Source organism: Halomonas ventosae (genome assembly GCF_004361885.1).
GTDB lineage: Bacteria > Pseudomonadota > Gammaproteobacteria > Pseudomonadales > Halomonadaceae > Halomonas > Halomonas ventosae_C.
This window is the reverse complement of record NZ_SNWH01000006.1, coordinates 49790-72146: the sequence shown is the minus strand read 5'-3', so window position 1 is coordinate 72146 and position 22357 is coordinate 49790. Positions and strand designations below refer to the sequence as shown.

The 22357-nt window shown below is 64.0% G+C and carries 17 protein-coding genes; 10 read left to right on the top strand and 7 right to left on the bottom strand.

The annotated features are described in order from the left end of the window. Positions 1-10: 10 nt before the first annotated feature. From DFO68_RS06585 to fnr, 5 genes are all read left to right on the top strand, one after another. Positions 11-2464: a heavy metal translocating P-type ATPase gene (locus DFO68_RS06585; protein ID WP_243726448.1), complete on the top strand. Its 2454-nt coding sequence runs from the start codon at positions 11-13 to the stop codon at positions 2462-2464. Beyond that, positions 2461-2676: a cbb3-type cytochrome oxidase assembly protein CcoS gene (gene ccoS, locus DFO68_RS06580; RefSeq protein WP_133482882.1), complete on the top strand. Its 216-nt coding sequence runs from the start codon at positions 2461-2463 to the stop codon at positions 2674-2676. The genes DFO68_RS06585 and ccoS overlap by 4 nt, the downstream gene beginning before the upstream one ends. Then, positions 2676-3374, top strand: a complete 699-nt coding sequence (locus DFO68_RS06575; protein WP_133482881.1) for a sulfite exporter TauE/SafE family protein — start codon at positions 2676-2678, stop codon at positions 3372-3374. Before ccoS ends, DFO68_RS06575 begins: the two co-directional genes overlap by 1 nt. Before the next feature lie 96 nt (positions 3375-3470). Continuing rightward, positions 3471-4859 (top strand): oxygen-independent coproporphyrinogen III oxidase, encoded by a 1389-nt coding sequence (gene hemN, locus DFO68_RS06570; protein WP_133482880.1) that lies wholly within the window; start codon positions 3471-3473, stop codon positions 4857-4859. Between the two features lie 107 nt (positions 4860-4966). Further along, the gene (gene fnr / locus DFO68_RS06565) at positions 4967-5701 is read left to right on the top strand and encodes a fumarate/nitrate reduction transcriptional regulator Fnr (protein ID WP_133482879.1); all 735 of its coding nucleotides are present in this window, start codon (positions 4967-4969) and stop codon (positions 5699-5701) included. A gap of 104 nt (positions 5702-5805) precedes the next feature. Here the strand turns inward: fnr and ttcA are convergent, their stop codons facing one another. The 3 genes from ttcA to DFO68_RS06550 are packed head-to-tail and all read right to left on the bottom strand — an operon-like array spanning position 5806 to position 9318. Then, positions 5806-6768 carry a tRNA 2-thiocytidine(32) synthetase TtcA gene (gene ttcA, locus DFO68_RS06560; protein WP_243726447.1) on the bottom strand — a complete coding sequence of 321 codons (963 nt, stop codon included), beginning with the start codon at positions 6766-6768 and terminating at the stop codon, positions 5806-5808. A gap of 47 nt (positions 6769-6815) precedes the next feature. Next, positions 6816-7445 (bottom strand): 3'-5' exonuclease, encoded by a 630-nt coding sequence (locus DFO68_RS06555; RefSeq protein WP_133482878.1) that lies wholly within the window; start codon positions 7443-7445, stop codon positions 6816-6818. 49 nt (positions 7446-7494) lie between these two features. Then, positions 7495-9318 (bottom strand): putative nucleotidyltransferase substrate binding domain-containing protein, encoded by a 1824-nt coding sequence (locus DFO68_RS06550; RefSeq protein WP_133482877.1) that lies wholly within the window; start codon positions 9316-9318, stop codon positions 7495-7497. 532 nt (positions 9319-9850) lie between these two features. Between DFO68_RS06550 and DFO68_RS06545 the strand changes: the two genes are divergently transcribed. From DFO68_RS06545 to DFO68_RS06530, 4 genes are all read left to right on the top strand, one after another. Continuing rightward, positions 9851-10111 carry a DUF4212 domain-containing protein gene (locus tag DFO68_RS06545; RefSeq protein WP_133482876.1) on the top strand — a complete coding sequence of 87 codons (261 nt, stop codon included), beginning with the start codon at positions 9851-9853 and terminating at the stop codon, positions 10109-10111. Between the two features lie 6 nt (positions 10112-10117). Continuing rightward, entirely contained in the window at positions 10118-11899 is a 1782-nt protein-coding gene (locus DFO68_RS06540) for a sodium:solute symporter family protein (RefSeq protein WP_133482875.1), read from the top strand. 117 nt (positions 11900-12016) lie between these two features. After that, positions 12017-12547, top strand: a complete 531-nt coding sequence (locus DFO68_RS06535; protein ID WP_133482874.1) for a hypothetical protein — start codon at positions 12017-12019, stop codon at positions 12545-12547. A 60-nt stretch (positions 12548-12607) separates the two neighbouring features. Then, a complete protein-coding gene (locus DFO68_RS06530; RefSeq protein ID WP_133482873.1) occupies positions 12608-16549 on the top strand; it encodes a hybrid sensor histidine kinase/response regulator in 3942 nt (1313 codons plus the stop codon). Between the two features lie 176 nt (positions 16550-16725). On the opposite strand, the gene DFO68_RS06525 is transcribed toward DFO68_RS06530, so the two are convergent. The 3 genes from DFO68_RS06525 to DFO68_RS06515 all read right to left on the bottom strand — a co-directional run bounded on the left by DFO68_RS06525 (position 16726) and on the right by DFO68_RS06515 (position 20280). Continuing rightward, positions 16726-17388, bottom strand: a complete 663-nt coding sequence (locus DFO68_RS06525; RefSeq protein ID WP_133482872.1) for a LuxR C-terminal-related transcriptional regulator — start codon at positions 17386-17388, stop codon at positions 16726-16728. 231 nt (positions 17389-17619) lie between these two features. Further along, positions 17620-19569, bottom strand: a complete 1950-nt coding sequence (gene acs / locus DFO68_RS06520) for an acetate--CoA ligase (RefSeq protein ID WP_133482871.1) — start codon at positions 19567-19569, stop codon at positions 17620-17622. A gap of 162 nt (positions 19570-19731) precedes the next feature. After that, a complete protein-coding gene (locus DFO68_RS06515; RefSeq protein WP_133482870.1) occupies positions 19732-20280 on the bottom strand; it encodes a SprT-like domain-containing protein in 549 nt (182 codons plus the stop codon). Between the two features lie 90 nt (positions 20281-20370). Here DFO68_RS06515 and DFO68_RS06510 point away from each other — a divergent pair, with 90 nt between their 5' ends. Next, on the top strand, positions 20371-21021 hold the full coding sequence (locus DFO68_RS06510) for a YecA family protein (RefSeq protein WP_133482869.1): 651 nt from the start codon (positions 20371-20373) through the stop codon (positions 21019-21021). Between the two features lie 88 nt (positions 21022-21109). On the opposite strand, the gene DFO68_RS06505 is transcribed toward DFO68_RS06510, so the two are convergent. After that, entirely contained in the window at positions 21110-22231 is a 1122-nt protein-coding gene (locus tag DFO68_RS06505) for a phospholipase D-like domain-containing protein (protein ID WP_133482868.1), read from the bottom strand. Between the last annotated feature and the right edge of the window lie 126 nt (positions 22232-22357).

Sequence of the window (22357 nt, the reverse complement as noted above, 5' to 3'; positions counted from 1 at the left end):
TACCAGGAAAATGCCCGACTGCTACCATTGCGGCAGTGACGTGCCGGCGGGTGCGCCATGGCGGATCCGCCTTGACGACCGCGAATACCCCCTGTGCTGTCCCGGTTGCGAGGCAGTGGCCCATGCCATCGTCGAGGGTGGCCTGGCGAGCTATTATCGCTTTCGCACCGAACTGCCCGAGCGACCGAACGATCGCCAAGCCGCCAAGGCCGAGACCTGGGCAATCTTCGATGATCCGGGACTGCAGGCGCGCTTCGTGCATCCCGAGGGAGACGACGGCACGGTGCATGCCACCCTGTCGGTTGACGGTATCACCTGTGCCGCCTGTGCCTGGCTGATCGAACACCGTCTCAATGCCCTGGAAGGGGTCGCCGCCAGCGCGGTCAACCTCACGCATCACCGTCTGCGGATCAGCTGGGATCCTGAACGCATCGCCCTGTCGCGGATTCTTGCCGAGATGGCGGGCATCGGCTATCCGGCCCAGCCCTGGGAGCCCGATGCCGCTCAACAGCGCCTGCAACACGAAGAGCGCATGAACGTACGCCGCCTGATTGTCGCCGCCGTGGGCATGATGCAGGTGACGATGTTCTCGATTCCCCTCTATGTGGCTGGCCCCGATGAGATCAGTGCCGATTTCCTCGCCCTCTTCCACTGGCTCTCCTTCGCCCTGGCCACACCGGTCGTGCTTTTCTCAGCCCAGCCGTTCTTCCGCAACGCCCTGCGCGACCTGAAGACCCGGGTGCTGGGCATGGACGTCACGGTGGCACTGGCCATCGGCGCCGCCTACCTGGCCAGCGGCTATGCGGTGATCACCGGCCATGGCGATGTCTATTTCGACTCGGTGGCCATGTTCACCTTCTTCCTGCTCTTCGGCCGCTACGTGGAGGGGCGGGCGCGCCGCCGCAGCGGGCACAGCGGCAATGCCCTCTCCGGCGCCCTGCCACTCTCGGCGATTCGTCTCACCGAAGCAGGGCAGGAGCGCATCCTGCCCGCCAGCGAGCTTGCCGCTGGCGACCGCGTGCTGGTCATGCCTGGCCATGGCGTGCCGGCCGACGGGATCATCGAGGCCGGCGAGTCAAGCCTCGACGAATCGATGCTCACCGGGGAGTACCAGCCAGTGGCTCGCGGAATCGGCGACCGCGTCACCGGTGGCAGCCAGAACATCGAGAGCCCCTTGACGGTGCGCGTCACCCACGCCGGGGCCGATGCCCGGGTCGCCAGCATCGTCGACCTCACCGACCGTGCCTTCGCCAGCCGGCCGCGCATCGCCCAACTGGCAGCACGCATGGCTCACCACTTCGTGCTCCAGGTGCTGATCATCTCCGTCGGGGTGGCGCTCGCCTGGTGGTTCATCGACCCGCAGCGGGTGTTGTGGGTGACCCTATCGGTATTGGTGGTCACCTGTCCCTGCGCCCTGGCGCTGGCCACCCCCACCGCACTCACGGCCGCGCATGGCCGCCTGCATCGGCGCGGCGTGCTGATCACTCGAGCCGATGCCCTGGAGACCCTATCGCAGCTCGACCGGGTGATCTTCGACAAGACCGGCACCCTGACCAGCGGCGAGATGAGCCTGGTAGAGACCCGCCCGATCGGCGACTCGGACGATGCCCTCGATGTGCCCACGGCACGCTGTGTGGCGGCAGCCCTGGAGGCTCACTCGGAACACCCCATTGCACGGGCCTTCCGTCCCTTCCGCGAGACCACCGTCAATGCCGAAGAAGTGCTCAGCCGACCCGGCCAGGGCCTGGAAGGCTGGCTCGGTGGTCGCCGCTGGCGGCTCGGCAAGCCCGATTTCGCCGCTCCCCAAGCCTTCCCGGCTGTGCCCGGCGAGGGGCAATGGCTGCTATTGGCTGAGGATGGCCGGCCGCGGGCCTGGTTCGCCCTTCACGACCGCCTCCGGGAGGATGCCCGTGAAACCGTCGAGGCTCTACAGGCACGGGGGCTGGCGGTAGAGCTGCTCTCCGGCGACACCCCCGCGGCGGTAGCGGACATGGCCCGGCGCCTGGGCATCGACAGCTGGCAGGCGGCGGCCAGTCCCGAGGACAAGCTGGCCCATCTCCAGACCCTGCAGGCCGGCGGTGAACGCGTGGCCATGGTCGGTGACGGCATCAACGACATTCCAGTGCTGGCCGGCGCCGACGTGGCCATCGCCATGAACGGGGCCACCGACCTGGCCCGCACGCGCGCCGATGCCGTCTTGCTCGGCCCACGCCTGGGGCGTATCGTCGAGGCCATCGAGACCGGCCAAGCCACCCGGCGGATCATCCGCCAGAACCTAAGCTGGTCACTGGTCTATAACGTCTCGGCGCTACCCCTGGCGGCGATGGGGTTCGTGCCACCCTGGCTGGCGGCCATCGGCATGTCGGCCAGCTCGCTGGTGGTGGTCGGCAATGCCCTGCGCCTAACTCGCCACGTCCCCTCACGCCGGGTCGGCAGCGCTGCCCCCAGGCTGGTGAACGCATGAGCATCCTCTACCTGCTAATTCCCCTCTCGCTGACCCTGCTGGGGCTGGCCGTCTGGGCTTTCTTCTGGGCCGTCAAGCACGACCAGTTCGAGGACCTGGAAGGGCCCGCCTACCGCATCCTCTTCGACGAGGATGAGAACGACCGCCCCAAGGAGGAGCGGCGGCCCTGCGAGCCTAATACGCCCGCCGAGGACGAGGTCCGCCGCGACTGATGGACCCCACCGGCCTCGACCTGCCCCCGCTGGCCGCCGCCTTCGTCTTCGGCCTGCTCGGTGGCGCCCACTGCATCGGCATGTGCGGCGGTATCATGAGTGCTCTAACCTTCGCCGTACCGCCCAGCATGCGCAGCCCGGCACGCCTCGCTGGCCTGCTACTGGGCTATAACCTGGGGCGGATCACCAGTTACATGGTGGCCGGCGCCGGGGTGGCGGGACTCGGCACCTTGATCGCCCTGACCCCCCAGGCCCGCCTGGTTCTCCAGGCCCTGGCCGCGGTGATGCTGATCCTGATGGCCCTCTACATCGCCGACTGGTGGAAGGGACTGCTGCGGGTCGAGGCGCTGGGGCGCCGGCTATGGAAGCATCTCGAACCACTGGGTCGACGTCTGCTACCGGTGGTAAAGATCCCCCAGGCAGTAGCCCTGGGCGCTGTATGGGGTTGGCTGCCCTGTGGGCTGGTCTACTCCATGCTGGCCTGGAGCCTGGCCATCGCCGATCCCTGGTACGGCGCCGCCCTGATGGGTGCCTTCGGCCTCGGCACCCTACCGGCCTTGCTGGCCACTGGACTCGCCGCCCGCCAGCTCGGTGCGCTGATCCGCCATCCGGCCACTCGCACGCTGGCTGCGCTGTCGATCATCGCCTTCGCCCTCTGGCAGTTGCGGACGCTGCTCCCCGCCTCGGCGGGGCACTGAATCCGAGGGGATTTTCGCCCCTTTTGACGCAGCTCAACGCGGCTTACGGCACCGGACACTAACATACCGATATATTAACGTGTCGGAGTGCCCACCATGACCGCTAGAGCCGTCGTCGACGACCGTTCCCGCGGTACCGCCCTGACCCTCGATAAAGCCGTGCTGCGTCATCTGGGCGCCGGTGGGCCACGCTTCACCGGCTATCCCACCAGTGAGCACTTCACGGCGGACTTCTCCGAGGCCGACCTCACGGCAGCACTGGCGCGCAGCAACGCCAGCGAACATGCGCTGTCCATCTATGTGCATCTGCCCTTCTGTCGCCACAGCTGCCACCACTGTGCCCGCCCCTCGCTCACCACCCAGGACACCCGGCGAAGCGAATCGTACCTTTCGCGGCTCGACCGGGAAATGCTCCTCACCTCGCGCCACCTGGACAGCACACGGGAAGTCTCGCGACTGCACTGGGGCGGCGGAACCCCGAGCTTCCTGACCCTTAACCAGATGAGCGACCTGGTCGACAGAATCGATGCACGCTTCGGGCTCTCGAACTCGCATCACCGGGACTACAGCATCAAGGTGGATCCACGCGATGCCGATGTCTTCACCCTGCGCCATCTCCAGGCGCTGGGTTTCAACCGGCTGAGCCTCTCAGTACTGGACCTGGATGTGCGGGTCCAGCATGCCATCAACCGATACCAACCCCGGGTGCTCACCGAACAGCTGATCGACGAGGCTCACCGCCTGGGCTTCCGCTCGCTGGGGCTGGAGCTGATGCATGGCCTGCCGGGCCAGACCCGCGAGAGCCTTGCCGAGACACTCGAACAGGTACTCGCCATGGCTCCGGCCCGCCTGTCGCTGCTCCCCTATTCCCACCGCCCCGCGCACTTCCCGCCACAGCGCCGAATCCGCGCCGAGGAACTGCCTTCACCGGACGAACAGCTGGCGATCCTCGACACTGCCCTCGCTATGCTTGCCGACGCCGGCTACGTGCATATCGGCATGGAGCTCTTCGCTCGTGGCGACGACCCACTGGCCAAGGCGCAGGTTCAGGGCCAGTTGTCACGCGGCCTGGCGGGTTACAGCGCCCTTCCGTCCGGTGACCAGTTGGGCCTGGGCGTGGGCGCCCTGAGTCGAATAGGCGGTATCGCCGCCCGCAACCCCCTGGCACTGAGCGACTACGCAGCACGCCTCGATGCCGGGCACCTGCCGGTAGCGCAAGGCCTTGTACTTAGCGACGACGATCATCTGCGCGCATACGCCATCGAGCGCCTGATGTGCGACATGTCCCTTGACCTGTCGCTGCTCGACGAGGAATTCGGCGGGGACGCCGACCGACGACATCTGGCCGTCGCCCTGGCTCGGCTGGCGCCTGCCGAACGGGACGGCCTGCTCCGACGAGGTGATCAGTACCTCAAGGTCACTCCAGTGGGCAGGCTGCTGGTCCACCACCTGGCCGAGGCCTTCGATGCCCGAGCCGGCGGATGAGCACAATGCCACCGCGCCTGCAGATACGCCTACCTCATCAGGAATACTTTGCCGGTGGGCCACTATCCTCCATACTGTGATGGCACTCATCATTGATGGAGAAGAGCATGCCTGTCACCGCGCGCCGTTGCTTGCTGAACGAGACCCGCTGCCAGACGTGCAGTCTCAGCTCGCTCTGCCTGCCTCTGGCGCTAGAGGTTCAGGACATGGAGCAGTTCGACGCCATCATCCGGCGTCGGGCGCCTCTCAAGAAGGGCGAGGCGCTGTTCAGGCAGGGTAGCCCATTCACCAGCGTCTTCGCGGTACGCTCCGGTAGTCTCAAGCAGGTGACCACCGAGGGCAGCGGCGATGACCAGTTGACCAATTTCTATCTGCCCAGCGAACTGGTGGGACTCGACGGCATCGACGAGGAGCGCTATCCCGGCACGGTCGTGGCACTGGAGACCACCACGGTCTGCGAGATCCCCTTCGACCGTCTCGACGCCCTCTCCGAGTCGCTGCCCGAGCTCCGGGGCCAACTCTACCGCAGTATGAGCAAGGAGATGCGGGATGATCGCCGCATGATGAGGCTGCTCTCGCGCAAGACCGCCGACCAGCGTCTAGCCACTTTCTTCACCGGACTCTCCGACCGCTTCCGCCGCCGCGGTTACTCTCCCTACAGCTTTAGACTCTCCATGTCCCGGGCCGACATCGGCAACTACCTGGGGCTGGCCGTCGAGACCGTGAGCCGTATCCTCGGCCGTTTTCAGTCACAAGGACTGGTGGCCGTCTCGGGTCGTGAGGTCAACATCCTCGACTTGCAGGCGCTGACCGAGCTGGCCGAGGAGGAGGGCGCGCACTAAATCTCGAAGCTCGAAGCTCGAAGCTCGAAGGCAGCCTGAATCGAATCGCCCCCGTGACCTTGTCACGGGGGCGATTCGATTGTCTGGCCCTTACGGCGTAAAGCTTACAGCTGCTGATGGATATCGATGCGGTCGGCCTGCCTCTGCGCCTGTTTCGCCTCGAGGCCGGCGAAGTCGAAGAGCTCGCGGTCAGCCAGCTGGGAAGGTGCCACATTGGTCACCGCCTTGAACAGGCTCTCCAGACGCCCCGGCTGCCGGGCCTCCCACTCGGCGAGCATCTCCTTGACCACCTGACGCTGCAGATTGGGCTGGGAGCCGCACAGGTTGCAGGGAATGATCGGGAAGTCCATCAGCCGGGCGAATTCGGCGATGTCCGCCTCCCGGGAGTAGGCCAGGGGGCGAATGACGATGTTGCGCCCATCATCTGAGAGCAGCTTGGGCGGCATCGCCTTGAGGCTGCCACCGAAGAACATGTTGAGGAACAGCGTCTCGAGGATGTCCTCGCGGTGGTGGCCCAGCGCCACCTTGGTGGCACCGATCTCTTCGGCGAAGCCGTAGAGCGAGCCGCGCCGCAGCCGCGAGCAGAGCGCGCAGGTGGTCTTGCCCTCGGGGGTCTTCTCCTTCACGACCGAATAGGTATCGCGCTCAAGGATGTGGTACTCGACACCCAGGCCCTCCAGATACTCAGGCAATACCTGCTTCGGAAAGCCGGGCTGCTTCTGGTCAAGGTTCACCGCCACCAGCGAGAAGGCCACCGGGGCGTTGCGCTGCAGGTTGCGCAGGATCTCCAGCAATGTGTAGCTGTCCTTGCCCCCGGAGAGACAGACCATCACCCGATCGCCGTCGTGGATCATCCCGTAATCGATGATCGCGTGACCCACCTGGCGACGCAGGCGCTTGTGCAGCTTGTTGAACTCGCGCCTGCCGCGGGCATCGAGCCTCTCGCGAGGCGAGGCCGGCACATCGGCGGACGGGCCATCGGGTGCTGGGGTATCAAGAGGATCGAACATCAGGGCGTCTTGCATGGTTTCGGGTGCTGACTGGGCGGCTGGGAATAATGGCGACATCCTACCACCCTCCTGCTCGCCTGGCGAAATGCCGCGGCCATGCCCATTCAACAGAAACGCTGTTCCGCCAACAGGGCACCTCGCGCCAGGCGCAGATGGATCAACGCCGTGGTCACGGCGTCACCCAGAGCGCTGTAACGCCTCATGACCGGCATCTCTAGGAGCTCGGCTACCTGCTCGAGGCACAGTCGCACATCCCGCTCAGGGTGGTTGCGGTGCAGCTGGCGCTGATAGCACTGTGCCACGTCGATACCGGCATTGGGCAGGTCGAAGCCGAAGAGGGGGCGCAGGTAATGGTTGAGCACTGCCAAGTCCAGTTTCAGGCACCAGCCGACCAGCGGACGATTGCCGACGAAATCGAGAAAGCGCGCCAGAGCTTCCTCGATCTCCGTCCCATCGGCTAGATCGATGCCCCGCAGGCCGTGGAGACCGATCGCGTCGCCGGCAAGACTTGCCGGCCGGGCCAGGCATAGGTCCAGTGAATCGCTGGTCAGAACCCGCTCATCGCGGATACGCACCGCCGCCAGCGACACCAGTTCGGCGTGGCGGGCATCGGGCCCCGTAGTCTTGCAGTCGATGGCCACCATCTCGTTTCCCGTGTAGGGAGTGAAGAGCCAGCCATAGTCACCATGGGCATGTCGTCGACGGTCGGCGGCACGCCGCAGAGCCTTGAGCATGGAAGAGCCTCCTGTCGTGAATATCGTTCCCTGAAACAGCCCCGATGACTCACGAGTACTCAAGGTGGAAGCGGTAAGACAGCCGCTGCTTGAAGTCCTTGACGATATGCAGCGCCTCACGCAGCAGGTCCCGCTCCAGCGACGAGAGCTCCTGAACCACCACCCGGTCGGGCGATTCGTCCCGACCGTCCGGGTTGTCGAGGCGTTCGAGCTGCTGACGCAAACGCAATTCGGTGAACAACGACAGGGCCTCCCCCAGGTCCTCAGCGAAGCGCTCTTCCAGGCGACCGTCGGCCACCAGCGCGTCGAGGCGGTCCAGGGTGGAGGTCGCGGTGATGCGACGCTCCAGCGCCAGGGTGCGCACGCCGTGGACGATGGGGAAGATGCCGCCCTTCTTGATATCGATGCCGTGCTGGGGTTTCTTCAGCGACCCGAAGAGCGTCAGCGGCGTGGAGAAGCGCAGCGCCGTGCGCGCGAAGTAGGAAAGCAGGATCTCATCGCGGCTGCAGCGCTCGAAGAGCTCCTCGCGCAGCCGCTCGAGAAGGGTGGTTTTGCCGGCCACGGCATGGGAATCAAGCATGATGGCCAGCCGCAGCAGGCTCTCGCCGTCGCGACTCGCCGCCCATTGCGCGATGCGACCGCGCCACTCGGTCTCGGTGCCAACCCACTCCGGGTTGGAGACCATGATGTTGCCCGGGCAGGAGGGGTAGCCCAGTTTGATCAAGGTCTCGGTGAAGCGCTGCATCTGTTCATGGCAATCCGGCCATTCCAGGTCATCGGCGAGGATCAAGCCATTGTCCTGGTCGGTCTTGAGAATCTGCTCGCCGCGCCCCTCGCTGCCCATCACCATCAGGCAGCTGTCGGCGTGGTAGCACTCGTCGATCACAAAGCCCCAAGCCTTGTTGATGATGCGCCCGTTGATGGCGGCCAGCAGTCCCATGGCGAAGCGCAGCTTGACGCCCTGGGCCATCAGCGCACGCACCAGCTCCGGCGTGCGGCGGCTGGCGCCGGCCAGTGCCTCGAGGCTGTTGGCCTGCTCCACCTGCAGGCTGACCACGTAGCTGCGGCTGGAGAAGTAGCTGAGCACGTCGGTGAGTTCCACGACCCCAACGGGAGCGTCCTGCTCCATGACGACCACTCGCTCCACCTTGAAGCGGGTCATCTGCACCAGCACCTCGAACAGGTACTGGTCGCGACGGGCGGTGATCAGAGCGAAGTGAGCGATCTCCCGCACCGGCTCCTGCTGGGGCAGCCCCTCCACTACCAGGGCATTGAGCAGGTCGGTCTTGGTGACCATGCCGGCCCCCTCCTCGCCCTGCACCAGCAGGCTGTCGGCATGGCTATCATTGAGGGTATGCACCGCGCCGGCGATGCTGGTCGTGCTCTCGACAAGGATCGGGTCACGCATGCATTGATCGACCCTGGCGAGCATGAAGCCGGCCATCGCCACCCCGCCCTCTGCGCGGCGCTCGGTGAGCAGTCGGGTCTTGTGTGCCAGACGCTGACGGAAGAACTCGGCAAAGGCCGGGTAGGCCTCACAGAGCTGCTTGAACAGTCCCTTGGGCAGCAGATAGCACAGACACTCCTGCTCGGCCCGGAAGCGATAGCGACTCTTGCCGTTGAGGATGCTGATGGCACCGAAGAGGTCGCCGACGGTGTAGTGGCCAATGCGTGACTGGGCACCGGGCAGGGTCGGGTCGAGTTCCGCGACCTCCCCCTTGTGGATCAGGAAGACGTACTCCCCGGGCTGGCCGGCATCGAGGATGATCTGATCACGCTCGAAATAGGCCAGGTCGATACCGCTGCGCACCCGATCCCGCCCCTCCTCGTCGAGGAAGCTGAAAGGCGGCTGAGAGAGTTCTACGTCGACCATAGCACCATCCTCTATTGCGTGCGGCATCGACCGCACCGCTGGCGGGGTTGAGCCCCGATTCCTGCGAGCACCCAAGATAGCAAAGTCGGGTTTGAGGAAATAACCTAGACAATCGTCCCATCCTGAGAGCGTTAGACCATCGTCATAGACCTCCCTTGGCTGACGTCAACCCCCACTGGAATTCTGGGCTATACCATCGTCCTATACGCGCAGACTCCCTCGCTCGACCTTTTGCGCAGAATAAATCCATGATATTGATATATATGATATTTTTTTAAATCCATTCCATCGGTATCTTTTCATGATACGAAAGTATGGGATTCATTTTAGGCGTTTGCTGCCCACTATTGCCCCCGAGCCATGCAGGACAATCTCGCGTCGACATTGCATCTCGACAAGAAGCGGGCAACCTGATGACAAGCTGATCAAGACCGCTCAGGCCAGGCTGGCTCCATCGACACGACGCGTCTTGAGTCACCGCAACGCACTGGGCAACTTCCCAACCTGAACTTCACAAGTGGAGAGCTCTACTATGGCAGACGACAAAGCCAATGCCGCTGCTTACTGGAAGGCAAACTTGCGCCTGATTACAGGGTGCCTGATTGTCTGGGCCCTGGTGTCCTACGGATGCGCCATCCTGTTTCGCCCCCTGCTCGCCGGCATCCCCGTCGGTGGCACCGACCTGGGGTTCTGGTTCGCCCAGCAGGGATCCATTCTGACTTTCATAGTGTTGATCTTCTTCTATGCCTGGAAGATGAATCGACTCGATAAACAGTTCGGCCTCGGGGAGTAAGTCGGCATGAGTCAATTTGTGATCAACGTCCTGTTCGTGGGGGCCTCTTTCGCGATCTACATCGGTATCGCGATATGGGCCAAGGCGGGTTCGACAAAGGATTTCTACGTTGCCGGCGGCGGGATCCATCCCATCACCAACGGCATGGCCATCGGCGCCGACTGGATGTCCGCCGCCTCCTTCATCTCCATGGCGGGCCTCATCGCCGCTGGCGGATATGCCAACTCGACCTTCCTGATGGGCTGGACGGGTGGCTATGTGCTGCTGGCCCTGTTGCTGGCGCCCTACCTGCGCAAGTTCGGCAAGTTCACGGTGCCCGAGTTCATCGGTGACCGCTTCTACAGCAGAACCGCACGCATGGTGGCCGTGGTCTGCCTGATCGTGGCCTCGGTCACCTACGTCATCGGCCAGATGGCCGGCGCCGGCGTGGCCTTCTCGCGCTTCCTGGAAGTCGATGCGACCACCGGCCTGATCATCGCTGCCATCGTGGTGTTCTTCTACTCGGTGCTGGGCGGCATGAAGGGTATCACCTACACCCAGGTGGCCCAGTACATCGTGTTGATCATCGCCTATACCATTCCGGCCGTGTTCATCTCGCTGGAGCTGACCGGTAATCCAATACCGGCGCTGGGCCTGTTTTCCGATCACACCGCCTCGGGTCAGCCACTGCTGGCCAAACTCAACGAAGTGGTGGTCGCGCTGGGCTTCAACGAGTACACGGCGATGGTCGACAACAAACTGAACATGGTGTTGTTCACCTTGTCGCTGATGATCGGCACCGCCGGCCTGCCCCACGTCATCATACGCTTCTTCACCGTGCCCAAGGTCGCCGACGCCCGTTGGTCAGCCGGTTGGGCACTGGTGTTCATCGGCCTGCTCTACCTGACCGCACCGGCCGTGGCCTCAATGGCACGCCTGAACCTGGCGACGACCATCTATCCGGACATGGCGGGCCAGGTCGAAAACTACGAAGAAGCCGCCACCAACCCCATCGCCTATGCAAACCGTCCCGAGTGGATCCGGACCTGGGAAGAGACCGGGCTGATCACCTTCGAGGATAAGAATAACGACGGCAACATCCAGATGTACAACGGTTCGGCCGATTTCTCCGAACGCGGTTGGGAAGGCAACGAGTTGCAGGTCAATAACGACATCCTGGTACTCGCCAACCCGGAAATCGCCAACCTGCCGTCCTGGGTCATCGGCCTGATTGCTGCAGGGGGCCTGGCGGCCGCGCTCTCCACCGCGGCCGGCCTGCTGCTGGCGATCTCCTCGGCGATCAGCCATGACCTGATCAAGGGGGCGGTCAACCCCAACATCACCGAGAAAGGTGAGTTGCTGGCAGCACGCATCTCGATGTCGGTGGCTATCGTCGTCGCCACTTACCTTGGTGCCAACCCGCCCGGGTTCGCCGCCCAGGTCGTGGCGCTGGCCTTCGGCATCGCGGCGGCTTCGCTGTTCCCGGTGCTGATGATGGGGATCTTCTCCAAGCGGGTGAACAACAAGGGAGCAATTGCCGGGATGCTATCAGGCCTGATCTTCACCCTGGTTTACATCTTCGTCTACAAGGGATGGTTCTTCATTCCGGGAACCAACAACCTGGCGGATACCGCCGCCAACTGGGTGCTGGGGATCTCGCCGCTCTCCATCGGCGCGGTGGGCGCGATCGTCAACTTCGCTGTGGCCTTCGCCGTCTCCAGTGCGACCGACGAGCCTCCGCAGGAGATCCAGGATCTGGTGGAAAGCGTGCGCTATCCGAAAGGTGCGGGTATCGCGACCGGGCACTGACCTCGCAGGACCTTCTGGGCCATAATGGCCGCCTGGCCCGGCTAGCCGGGCCAGTCCCATCACGACCGATCGGGCTTCCTCAGGGAAGCCCGATCGCTTTCTTAGGACGCATCCATCATGATATGGCATCTGATCGCGGCGATCTTCGCCGGTCTTGGCGCCGCAGGGGTTGGCCTGATCTTGCGGCAGGCAAGCGGCAAACGGCTGCCGCGCTGGATCATCCCCGCCTTGGGTGGCCTGGGCATGCTCGGCTACCAGATCCACAGCGAATACACCTGGTTCGAGAACAAGCAGCAGCAGTTACCGCCGTCGGCCGAGGTGGTTTCCGTGGAGGAGGCGCGGATGTTCTGGCGTCCCTGGACCTTCGCCTTTCCCTTGACCACAGCTTTCACCATCGTGGACCGCGATAACATAGCGGTGAGTCAGGTCGATGGGGGTCGCCTGGTCGAGTTTATCCTCTACCGCTTCGAGAAGGCGTACGTGGACCAGGTAAGTCACCAGGCCTACCTGATGAACTGCACAACCCGCGACATGCTACCCCTGGAGGAAGAATCACGGCGCCCGCGCACCGATGGGATGCGCCGAGTCGAGGCTTCCAACCCGCTCTTCCAGACACTCTGCAGAAGAGCTGATACGGCGCCGCGGTGAGAGCTGCTCCGTTAGCCGGCCTTGCCCTAGAATGGCTGCATCCGCAAAAGAGGAGAAAGCATGTTCGCTGGCTGGCTGTTGATCGCCGTTTCACTGCTCTATATCACCGTGCTGTTTGCCATTGCCTGGCGAGGCGATCGTCATGCTCGAGCATATGGCGCAAGCCGACGCCGCCCGGTGATCTACAGCCTGGCGCTGGCCATCTACTGCACCTCATGGACCTTTCACGGCGCCGTGGGTCAGGCGGCCACGGCGGGCTGGTCCTTCGCCAGCATCTTCATCGGGCCGATCCTCACCTTGCTGCTGTTCTGGCCGGTGCTGGCCAAGATGATCCGTGTCGCCAAGCACCAGAACGTCACCTCCATCGCCGACTTCATCGCCTCGCGCTATGGCAAGACCCAGTCGCTGGCCGCCTTCGCCAGCCTGGTGGCGCTGATCGGCACCCTGCCCTACATCGCTCTGCAGCTCAAGGCGGTGTCAACTTCCTTCAGCGTGATCACCGATGCCACGGACATCACCCGGGCGCCACTGTTCGGCGACACCGCTTTCTATGTGGCGATGGTGATGGCCGCCTTCGCCATCCTCTTCGGCACTCGCCATACCGATGCCACCGAACATCACGAGGGCTTGATCCAAGCCGTGGCTTTCGAGTCGCTGATCAAGCTGCTGGCCTTCCTGATCCTCGGCGCCTACGTCACCTGGGGAATGTTCGACGGCCTGGGCGACCTGCTGGAACGTGCCGAGATCCAGCTCGAGTTGCAGCGTCAGCTCGCCGACCAGGATTTCGGGCAGAGCTTCTGGGCCCAGACCCTGCTGGCCATGCTGGCCATCCTCTGCCTGCCTCGCCAGTTCCACGTGGCGGTGGTGGAGAACATCCACCGCGATGACGCCACCAAGGCCCGCTGGCTGTTCCCGCTCTACCTGGTGGCCTTCGCCTTCTTCGTCATCCCCATCGCGGCAGCCGGCCTGACTCTCTTCGCCGACAGCGACATCTCCCCCGACACCTACGTGCTGGCCCTGCCGATGGCCGCGGGCAACGAATGGCTGACGCTGCTGACCTTCATCGGTGGCTTCTCGGCAGCCACCGGCATGGTGATCGTGGCCGCGGTCGCCGTCTCGATCATGATCTCCAACGAGATCGTCATTCCGGCGCTATTCCGCCTGCGCTGGTTCGACACCAAGCCGCGCGACTATGGTCGCCTGGTGCTGCGCGCGCGACGCATCACCATCGCCGTGATCCTGGCCATGGCCTACGGCTTCTATCAATTAATCGGCGAGTTCAGCTCGCTGGCCAATACCGGCATGCTCTCGTTCGCCGCCGCGGCCCAGTTCGCCCCGGCGCTGATCGGCGGCCTCTACTGGAAACGCGGCAACCGACTCGGCGTGATCGTCGGCCTGAACGCCGGCTTCGCCATCTGGGCCTACAGCCTGCTGATGCCGACCCTGATCGGTGCCGGCGTACTGCCGGAAAGCTGGCTCGACGGCGGCCCGCTGGGCATCCCCTGGCTATCACCCACCTCGCTGTTCGGCCTCAATGTCGGCGACAGCTTCACGCACGGCGTGATGCTGTCCCTGGGCGTCAATCTCTTCTGCTTTATCTTCATCTCGCAGATGACGCCCCAGCGCGTCGTCGAGCGGATCCAGGCCTCGCTGTTTGTCGACAGTGTCGAGACCCGCCAGACCTCGGTGAATCGCCCCTGGACAGGCGCTACCACGGTGGGGGATCTCAAGGTGCTCTGCGAGCGCTTCCTGGGCGCCGGCCAGGTGAGCCGCGCCTTCGAGGACTATGCCCGGCGCACCGGCAAGCCGCTCGAGGACAACACCCGCGCCTCCATCGACGTCATCCAGTTCACCGAACGCCTCCTGGCCTCGGTGCTCGGCGCCTCCTCGGCCCGCATCGTCGTCAACTCGGCCCTGCAGGGGCGCGGCATCGGCATCTCGGACGTGATCTCCATCGTCGACGAGGCCTCCCAGGTGCTGGAGTTCAACCGCGCCCTGCTGCAAGCCACCATCGAGAATATCCACCAGGGCATCAGCGTGGTCGACCAGAATTTGCGGCTGGTCGTGTGGAACCAACGCTACCTGGAGCTGTTTCGCTTCCCCGACCATCTGATCCGCGTCGGCGCCCCGATGGACAAGATATTCCGCTACAACGCCCACAACGGCGAGTACGGTCCCGGTGATCCCGAGGAGCACGTGCGGCTGCTGATCGACAACATCCGTGAGGGTCATCCCCATCGCTACGTTCGCTATCGCCAGGACGGCAGCGTGCTGGAGGTGCAGGGCAATCCCATGCCGGGAGGCGGTTTCGTCTATACCTATCAGGACATCACCCAGCAGAAACGCATTGAAGAAGCGCTGATCCGCTCCGAGAACAACATCCGCATCTACACCGACAACGTGCCGGCGCTGATCGCCTACTTCGACAAGGAGTGCCGCTATCTCTTCACCAACCGCGCCTACGAGCAAGCCTTCGGCATCGACCGCAATGCGGTGATTGGCAAGCGCGTGGAAGAGGTCATGGACCCCGGCATGGCACGCGAGCGGGCGCCGTGGATCGAGCGGGCGCTTTCCGGTGAGCGGGTCAACTTCGAGGTTTCGATGTCGATCGGCCATGATCGGCGCTACATGCTGGTCACCTATACCCCTCACTTCGGCGACAGCGGGGCGATACTGGGCTTCTTTGCCCTCTACCAGGACATCACCGAGCGCCGCCTGGCCGAGATCGCCCTCAAGGAGACCAACGAGACCCTGGAGGAACGGGTGCGCGAGCGTACCCAGGCACTTTCCGAAGCCAATGCGGCCCTGCGCCAGGAGAACCGAGTACGCGCCGAGGCCGAGCTCGCCCTGCGCCAGGCCAAGCAGCTGGCCGAGGATGCCAATGCCTCCAAGACCCGCTTCCTGGCCGCGGCCAGTCACGACCTCCTTCAGCCGCTGAATGCCGCGCGGTTGTTCACCTCGGCGCTCGACCAGGAAATGGCTGCCGAGGACATGAAGCGTACCATCGGCCATATCGACAACTCGCTGCAGGCTGCCGAGGAACTGCTCGGCACCCTGCTCGATATCTCCAAGCTGGATGCCGGTGCCCTCACCCCGCGGCGCAGCCGCTTCGGCCTGGCCGACATCATCCAGCCGCTGCGCGCCGAATTCGCGGTCATGGCCGAGGAACGCGGCCTCGATCTGGTGGTGGTGCCCACCTCGCAATGGGTGGATAGCGATCCGCAGATGCTGCGCCGGATCATTCAGAACTTCCTCTCCAATGCCATTCGCTATACCCAGGCGGGTCGGGTATTGCTGGGCTGTCGCCGCCAGGGCGAGCGCCTCACCATCGAGGTCTGGGACTCGGGCCCTGGGATCCCCGAGGCCAAGCAGACCGAGATCTTCCAGGAATTCCGTCGCCTCGACCAGGCCACGCGGCACAAGGAGAGCGAAAAGGGCCTGGGGCTTGGCCTCTCCATCGCCGACCGCATGGCCCGGGTGCTCGACCATCCCATCCGCGTACACTCCAAGGAGGGCTGCGGCACCATGTTCTCGGTCAGCGTGCCACGGGTCGCCGCACGCACCGCGATCCAGCAGGCCGAGGAAACCTCGCCTAAGCGCGCCAGCAACAAGCTCGTCGGTACACGGATCATCTGCATCGACAACGAGTCGTTGATTCTCGAAGGCATGAAGGCGATGCTCTCGGGCTGGGGCTGCGAGGTATTCACGGCCACCAGCATCGGCGGCGCCAAGTCGCTACTGCGCCACCTCGACGCTGACCCGGACGCGATACTCGCCGACTATCACCTGGACAACGAAGTCACCGGACTGATGGCCCTTGAGGCACTGGGCGAGCGCCTGGAAGGCGCGGTACCTGGCATTGTGATCACCGCCGACCGCACCGAGGAAGTGGCCGAGGAGGTCAAGCGCTCGGGCTACCAGCTACTGCTCAAGCCGGTACGCCCCGCCGCCCTGCGTGCCCTGTTGACCCGCACCCTGCAGGCCAGCCGGGCAGCGCAGTAGCGCCGGTATGACAGCAAGAGACTGGGCGACTCGGGGCTGATATGTCGGCAAGCCCCAGCATCCCTTGTCGTGCGCACCGCCATCACCTTGCCACTTTACTGTTACGCAAGGTCTTCAACGCAAGAAACCCACCTGACGGTGGGTTTCTGCATTTCCTTGAGGCTTGCAGCTCAGCGCTATGATTCCACCCTCGGCATCTCAACCTCGAGCTTCTGGGCGGCAATCACCGCTTGGGTGCGGGAATGCACACCGAGCTTGCGCAGGATGGCGGTCACGTGAGCCTTGATGGTGGCCTCGGAGACGCTCAGTTCATAGGCGATCTGCTTGTTGAGCAGCCCCTCGGTGAGCATGTTGAGTACCCTGAACTGCTGCGGCGTCAGCGAGGCGATGGCCTCGGCGAACTTCGTCTCCTCCTCGTTGGCCTCGCCCAGGGCCGCGGCCATCTCGGCCGGCAGCCAGACCTCGCCATCGAGGATCTCGCCCACTGCCTCGGCGATCAGCGCCAGCGACGAGGACTTGGGAATGAAGCCCGAGGCCCCGTAGTCAATGGCGCGGCGTACCACATGGATCTCGTCACTGCCGGAGACCACCGCCACCGGAATATCGGGCGTCTGGCCACGCAGCTGGATCAGGCCCGAGAAGCCGTGGGCCCCCGGCATGTGCAGGTCCAGCAAGATCAGGTCGGCATCGGGATGTCGGGTAACTACCTCGGTGGTGGCCTGCATGGTATCAGATTCGACGATCTCGGCCTGGGGCGCCAGCTGGCGCAGGGCCTGGGTAAGGGCCGCGCGGAACAGCGGATGGTCATCGGCAACGATGAATTTCTGGGCAAAGGCCATGGATCTTCCTCCGGTTCCTCGAACAGCGGGCCGACGGCCGCCACACTGGCTCTACAGCGCTAAGGCGCTACAGCTGTAGTCCGCATGGTACCCCATGGCTGTGACGATTCCCAAGAGCCCTTGGGAGTTTGCCGATTTTTCTCAACCGTCATGAAAAGAACAAGCCGGCCCAAGGGGCCGGCTTGAAGTGTCGACGGATTAGAGGCGGCGAACGCCTGATGGGCAATGCTATCAACGGTTGGCGCGATGCTCGATCAGTTCGTCGACTACCGACGGATCCGCCAGAGTACTGGTATCCCCCAACCCTTCGGTCTCGTTAGCGGCGATCTTGCGCAGGATGCGACGCATGATCTTGCCTGAGCGGGTCTTGGGCAGGCCAGACGCCCACTGGATGACATCGGGTGAGGCGATCGGGCCGATCTCCTTGCGCACCCACTGAGTCAACTCCTTCTTGAGCTCGTCGCTCTCCTCGAAGCCGTCGGCAAGGGTTACATAGATGTAGATACCCTGACCCTTGATGTCGTGAGGGAAACCGACCACGGCGGCCTCAGCCACGGCCTCGTGCGCCACCAGCGCAGACTCGATCTCGGCGGTACCCATGCGGTGACCAGAGACATTGAGCACGTCGTCGACGCGACCGGTAATCCAGTAGTAGCCATCCTCGTCGCGACGGCAGCCGTCACCGGTAAAGTACACGCCCTTGAACGCCGAGAAATAGGTCTGAACGAAGCGCTCGTGATCCCCCCAGATGGAGCGTGCCTGGCCTGGCCAGGAGTCCAGCATCACCAGATTACCCTCGGCGGCCCCCTTGAGCTCATTGCCCTCGTTGTCGACGATGGCCGGCAGCACACCAAAGAACGGCAGGGTGGCAGAACCCGGCTTGAGGTCCACGGCTCCCGGCAGTGGCGCGATCATGATGCCACCGGTCTCGGTCTGCCACCAGGTATCGACGATGGGACACTTGCCGTTGCCGATCACCCGATGGAACCACTCCCACGCCTGAGGATTGATGGGCTCGCCTACCGAGCCGAGAACGCGCAAGCTGTCGCGCTTGCTGGAGTCCATGACATTATCGCCATGAGCCATCAGGGCGCGTACCGCGGTTGGCGCGGTATACAGGATGTTGACGTTGTGCTTGTCGACGATCTCGCCCATGCGACCGTGAGTCGGGTAACTGGGCACACCCTCGAACATCAGGGTGGTACCGCCGTTGGCCAGCGGCCCATAGACGATGTAGCTGTGACCGGTAACCCAGCCCACGTCGGCGGTACACCAGTACACCTCACCCTCGTGGTAGTCGAAGACGTACTGGTGGGTCATGGCGGCATGCAGCAGATAGCCGCCCGTGGTGTGCTTGAGCCCCTTGGGCGCACCGGTGGAGCCGGAGGTGTAGAGGATAAACAGCGGATCCTCAGCGCCCATCTGCTCGGCCGGGCAGTCAGTGGACTGCTTGGGTACGATGTCGTCATACCAGACATCGCGCCCATCCTGCCAGTCGATCTCGCCGCCGGTACGCTTGACCACCAGCACCGTCTCGCAGACATCGGTGCCCTCACGAGTCAGAGCAGCATCGACGTTGTCCTTGAGCGGCACCTGCTTGCCGCCGCGCACGGACTCGTCGGCGGTGATGATCAGCTTGGACTTGGCGCCGATCACGCGCTGGGCGACAGCATCCGGGGAGAAGCCACCAAACACCACCGAATGCACGGCGCCGATGCGGGCACAGGCCAACATGGCTATCGCTGCCTCGGGAATCATCGGCATGTACAGCGTGACCACATCTCCCTTGCCAACGCCCAGCTCCTTGAGGCCATTGGCCAGCTGGCAGGTCTGATCAAAGAGCTCGCGGTAGCTGAGCGTCTTGTCATCCTTGGGGTCGTCTCCCTCCCAGATGATCGCCGGCTGGTCGCCGCGGCTCTCGAGATGACGATCGAGGCAGTTGACGCTGGCGTTCAAGGTGCCGTCCTCGAACCAGCGGATATCCACGTTGTGCGCATCGAAGGCGGTGTGCTTGATCTTGCTCGGCGCCTTGAACCAGTCGAGTCGCTTGGCCTGCTCCCTCCAGAAACCCTCGGGGTCGTCAATCGACTGCTGATACATGGCCTCATAGGTGGCCTTGTCAGCGTGGGCCTTGGCGGCAAACTCGGCGCTTACCGGATAGACGTTGTGTTGATCGGTCATGGATATGCCTCTGTCATCCTCCAGGTGGATGTTACCGGCCACATGCGAGTGACGAGGGCCGGCCCCCTAATTCTTTTATAGCATAGACGCCATGCACAGGCTTTCCCCTTAGACATTGGTAGCAACATTTTTATTATTCATTACAGTCACTTACACGACAAATCAAACGGCAGAGCGGCCAAGATAGACCAAGGTCTCTGTGCAGTGCCGGCAGCGGTACACCCGTCCCCCGCGGGCCAGGGCATGGCGTCGCGCGGTAAAGCCATGTTCCCGGCAGCCACAGCGATAACGGTAAGGCGCCGGGCTCGCGCGTTCGGTGTCGAAGCGATGGGTGGTGCTCGGTGTCAGACCGAAGAGGCGGCGCATCACGGTCTGCCACTCGCGGCCATGAGGGCGTACCCGATGGCCATCCTCGAGGTGATGCACCAACCAGTGAGCCATCTCGTGAGGCACCACCTCGACCATGAAGGCGAGGCGATTCTCCTCCAGCAGCACCGGATTGAAGCGCAGCCCGCCGCGAGCGAAGTGCGCCTGGCCGGCACCCTTGCCACGCAGGTCCAGCCAGACCCCAGGGCGCGGCAGCCCGGGATGCAGCTCGCGACATAGCCGCCAGGCCGCCTCGACCCGCGCCATGAGCGCGCGGTGCAGGGCGGCCCGGTCGAGGGCATCCAGCCGGGTGGGATCGGGGTCGGGAAGCGCGGGCTCGGTCATGGGATGTTAGAATGGCGTCTTCATGTTGAGGCGTAAAGCCCTTGCCCCTGTCCATGTCTTCCCTGCCATGTATTCCCTGCGAGAGTCATGATGTCCGATGCCGAAACACCCCTCCCCCAGCCGCTGCTCGAGGATGCGGAACTCGCGTTGCTCGACGACTTCCTCGACTCCCCGCGGGTCGACCCTGACGCCCTGGACTTGATCGGCGCCCACGGTTTCCTAGTGGCCCTGGCCGTGGCGCCACGCGATGTGTCCGCAGCGACCTGGATCACTGAGCTATTCCATGGTGATCCGGCCTTCGCGGATGACGCCGAGCGCGAGACCCTCCTGGGGCTGCTCGAGCGGCTCAGACACAACGCCATCGAAGTGCTGGAGGCGGGCGGCCTCCCGGAGCTGCCCTTCGCGCTTGAGCTGGGCGAAGTGCCGCCGCCGGAGTCTCCGATCGGCGACTGGTGCGCCGGCTTCATGGAGGGCGTATTTCTCGATGAGCCAGCCTGGTTCACCGACGACGAGGAGGCCGCCGCTACCCTGCTACTGCCCTTCATGTTGCTTTCAGGGCTGTTCGATGACGAACCCGACATGGCGGAATTAGCCAGTGACGCGATGCGGCTGGAAGGCTTCGTCAGCCAATTGCCGGAACTGGTGCTCGATCTCTACCTGCACTACCGCGTACCGACCGAGACTCCCAAAACACGGCCACGCCGCAAGCAGTCCGCCGGACGCGGCAGGGCCAAGCGGTAAACAGGAAACCAGCTTGTGGCTTCTGAGCACAGGTATCGACGGTTTCTTCTTCAAGCTTAAGGCTTATAGCTTCTGGCGAAGCCGGGGGCTAGAGCAGCCGCGTCAACATGCTGTCCAGGGTCCCGTAAAACCATTCGCGGACGCGCTGCCAGCATGGCCGCTGCGACCAGGCCTCCGGGGCGATCTCCATGCTCGAGGCAAAGTTGCGCTCGAAGAGCTCGGCAACTTCAGCGGCGAAGCGTCGGTCATCCACCTCCTGGTTGGCCTCCAGGTTCCATTGCAGGCTCCAGTGATCGAAGTTGCACGAGCCCAGGCTGGCCCAGTCGTCGACCAGCGAGAACTTGGCATGGATGAAGGTGGGCTGGAACTCGAAGATGCGCACCCCCGCTCGCAGCAAGCGGCCATAAAAGCGCTGGCCGGCATAGCGTACACCGGGATGGTCGTGGAGCTTGCCTGGCAGCAGCAGGCGCACGTCGACGCCGCGCTGGGCCGCCCGGGCCAAGCGTATGCGTAGGTTAAAGGTGGGCACGAAATAGGGGGTACAGATCCACAGTCGGCGCGTCGCTGACGAAACCCGATGATGCAGCGAATGGCGGATCGCCTGATAGCGGTAGCCCTGGCCCCAGACCACACGACCGCGCATGCCGCAGTAGCCCTCGCGATGGCGGGTGGCGACTTCCAGCCCTCTCACCCGCGAGGCCTCGCCCGGCCCACGACTCAGCGAGGAATCCCATAGCCGAGAGAACAACCGTACCCAGTCGGCCACCACCGGACCCTCGAGGCGCACTGCCACCTCGTACCAGGCATCCAGAAACTCGTCGACTATCCCGAAGCCGCCGGTGAAGGCCGCGGTACCGTCGATCACCACCAGCTTGCGATGGTCGCGCGTCAGGTTACGCGCCAGCGATTTCACCCCCAGCGGATTGAAGAAGCGCAGCGCCACGCCACCTGTCTCGAGACGCTGGCGGTCGACGGTGGCAAGCCCCAAGGCACCATAGCCGTCGAGCAGCAACAGCACCGACACACCGCGCTTGGCCGCACCCACCAGCGCGCCGATGAAGGCGCTGGCGAGCCGGCCGGACTCCATCAGGTAGAGCTCGATCAACACATAACGGTGCGCCTGCTCGATCGCCTCGAACATCCTGGGCAAGAAGAGGGCCGCCTCCGGCAGCAGTTCGAAGTGATTGCCATCTCGCCATATCCCGTGCATGGCAGCGTTCCTGTCACCGTCCGTTACAGCATTGACGCATGTTTGCCGCTCGGGGAAAAGCGTGACCCTGACCGCGAGGAGGCGGGCCACCGGACGCAACCTCGATAGGTCGCTGATCGGCCCGCT

Bases quoted from the DNA above. Each gene is read 5' to 3' on its own strand.
- DFO68_RS06585 (WP_243726448.1), top strand. From the start codon at position 11: ATGCCCGACTGCTACCATTGCGGCAGTGACGTGCCGGCGGGTGCGCCA.
- ccoS (WP_133482882.1), top strand. From the start codon at position 2,461: ATGAGCATCCTCTACCTGCTAATTCCCCTCTCGCTGACCCTGCTGGGG.
- DFO68_RS06575 (WP_133482881.1), top strand. From the start codon at position 2,676: ATGGACCCCACCGGCCTCGACCTGCCCCCGCTGGCCGCCGCCTTCGTC.
- hemN (WP_133482880.1), top strand. From the start codon at position 3,471: ATGACCGCTAGAGCCGTCGTCGACGACCGTTCCCGCGGTACCGCCCTG.
- fnr (WP_133482879.1), top strand. From the start codon at position 4,967: ATGCCTGTCACCGCGCGCCGTTGCTTGCTGAACGAGACCCGCTGCCAG.
- ttcA (WP_243726447.1), bottom strand. From the start codon at position 6,768: ATGTCGCCATTATTCCCAGCCGCCCAGTCAGCACCCGAAACCATGCAA.
- DFO68_RS06555 (WP_133482878.1), bottom strand. From the start codon at position 7,445: ATGCTCAAGGCTCTGCGGCGTGCCGCCGACCGTCGACGACATGCCCAT.
- DFO68_RS06550 (WP_133482877.1), bottom strand. From the start codon at position 9,318: ATGGTCGACGTAGAACTCTCTCAGCCGCCTTTCAGCTTCCTCGACGAG.
- DFO68_RS06545 (WP_133482876.1), top strand. From the start codon at position 9,851: ATGGCAGACGACAAAGCCAATGCCGCTGCTTACTGGAAGGCAAACTTG.
- DFO68_RS06540 (WP_133482875.1), top strand. From the start codon at position 10,118: ATGAGTCAATTTGTGATCAACGTCCTGTTCGTGGGGGCCTCTTTCGCG.
- DFO68_RS06535 (WP_133482874.1), top strand. From the start codon at position 12,017: ATGATATGGCATCTGATCGCGGCGATCTTCGCCGGTCTTGGCGCCGCA.
- DFO68_RS06530 (WP_133482873.1), top strand. From the start codon at position 12,608: ATGTTCGCTGGCTGGCTGTTGATCGCCGTTTCACTGCTCTATATCACC.
- DFO68_RS06525 (WP_133482872.1), bottom strand. From the start codon at position 17,388: ATGGCCTTTGCCCAGAAATTCATCGTTGCCGATGACCATCCGCTGTTC.
- acs (WP_133482871.1), bottom strand. From the start codon at position 19,569: ATGACCGATCAACACAACGTCTATCCGGTAAGCGCCGAGTTTGCCGCC.
- DFO68_RS06515 (WP_133482870.1), bottom strand. From the start codon at position 20,280: ATGACCGAGCCCGCGCTTCCCGACCCCGATCCCACCCGGCTGGATGCC.
- DFO68_RS06510 (WP_133482869.1), top strand. From the start codon at position 20,371: ATGTCCGATGCCGAAACACCCCTCCCCCAGCCGCTGCTCGAGGATGCG.
- DFO68_RS06505 (WP_133482868.1), bottom strand. From the start codon at position 22,231: ATGCACGGGATATGGCGAGATGGCAATCACTTCGAACTGCTGCCGGAG.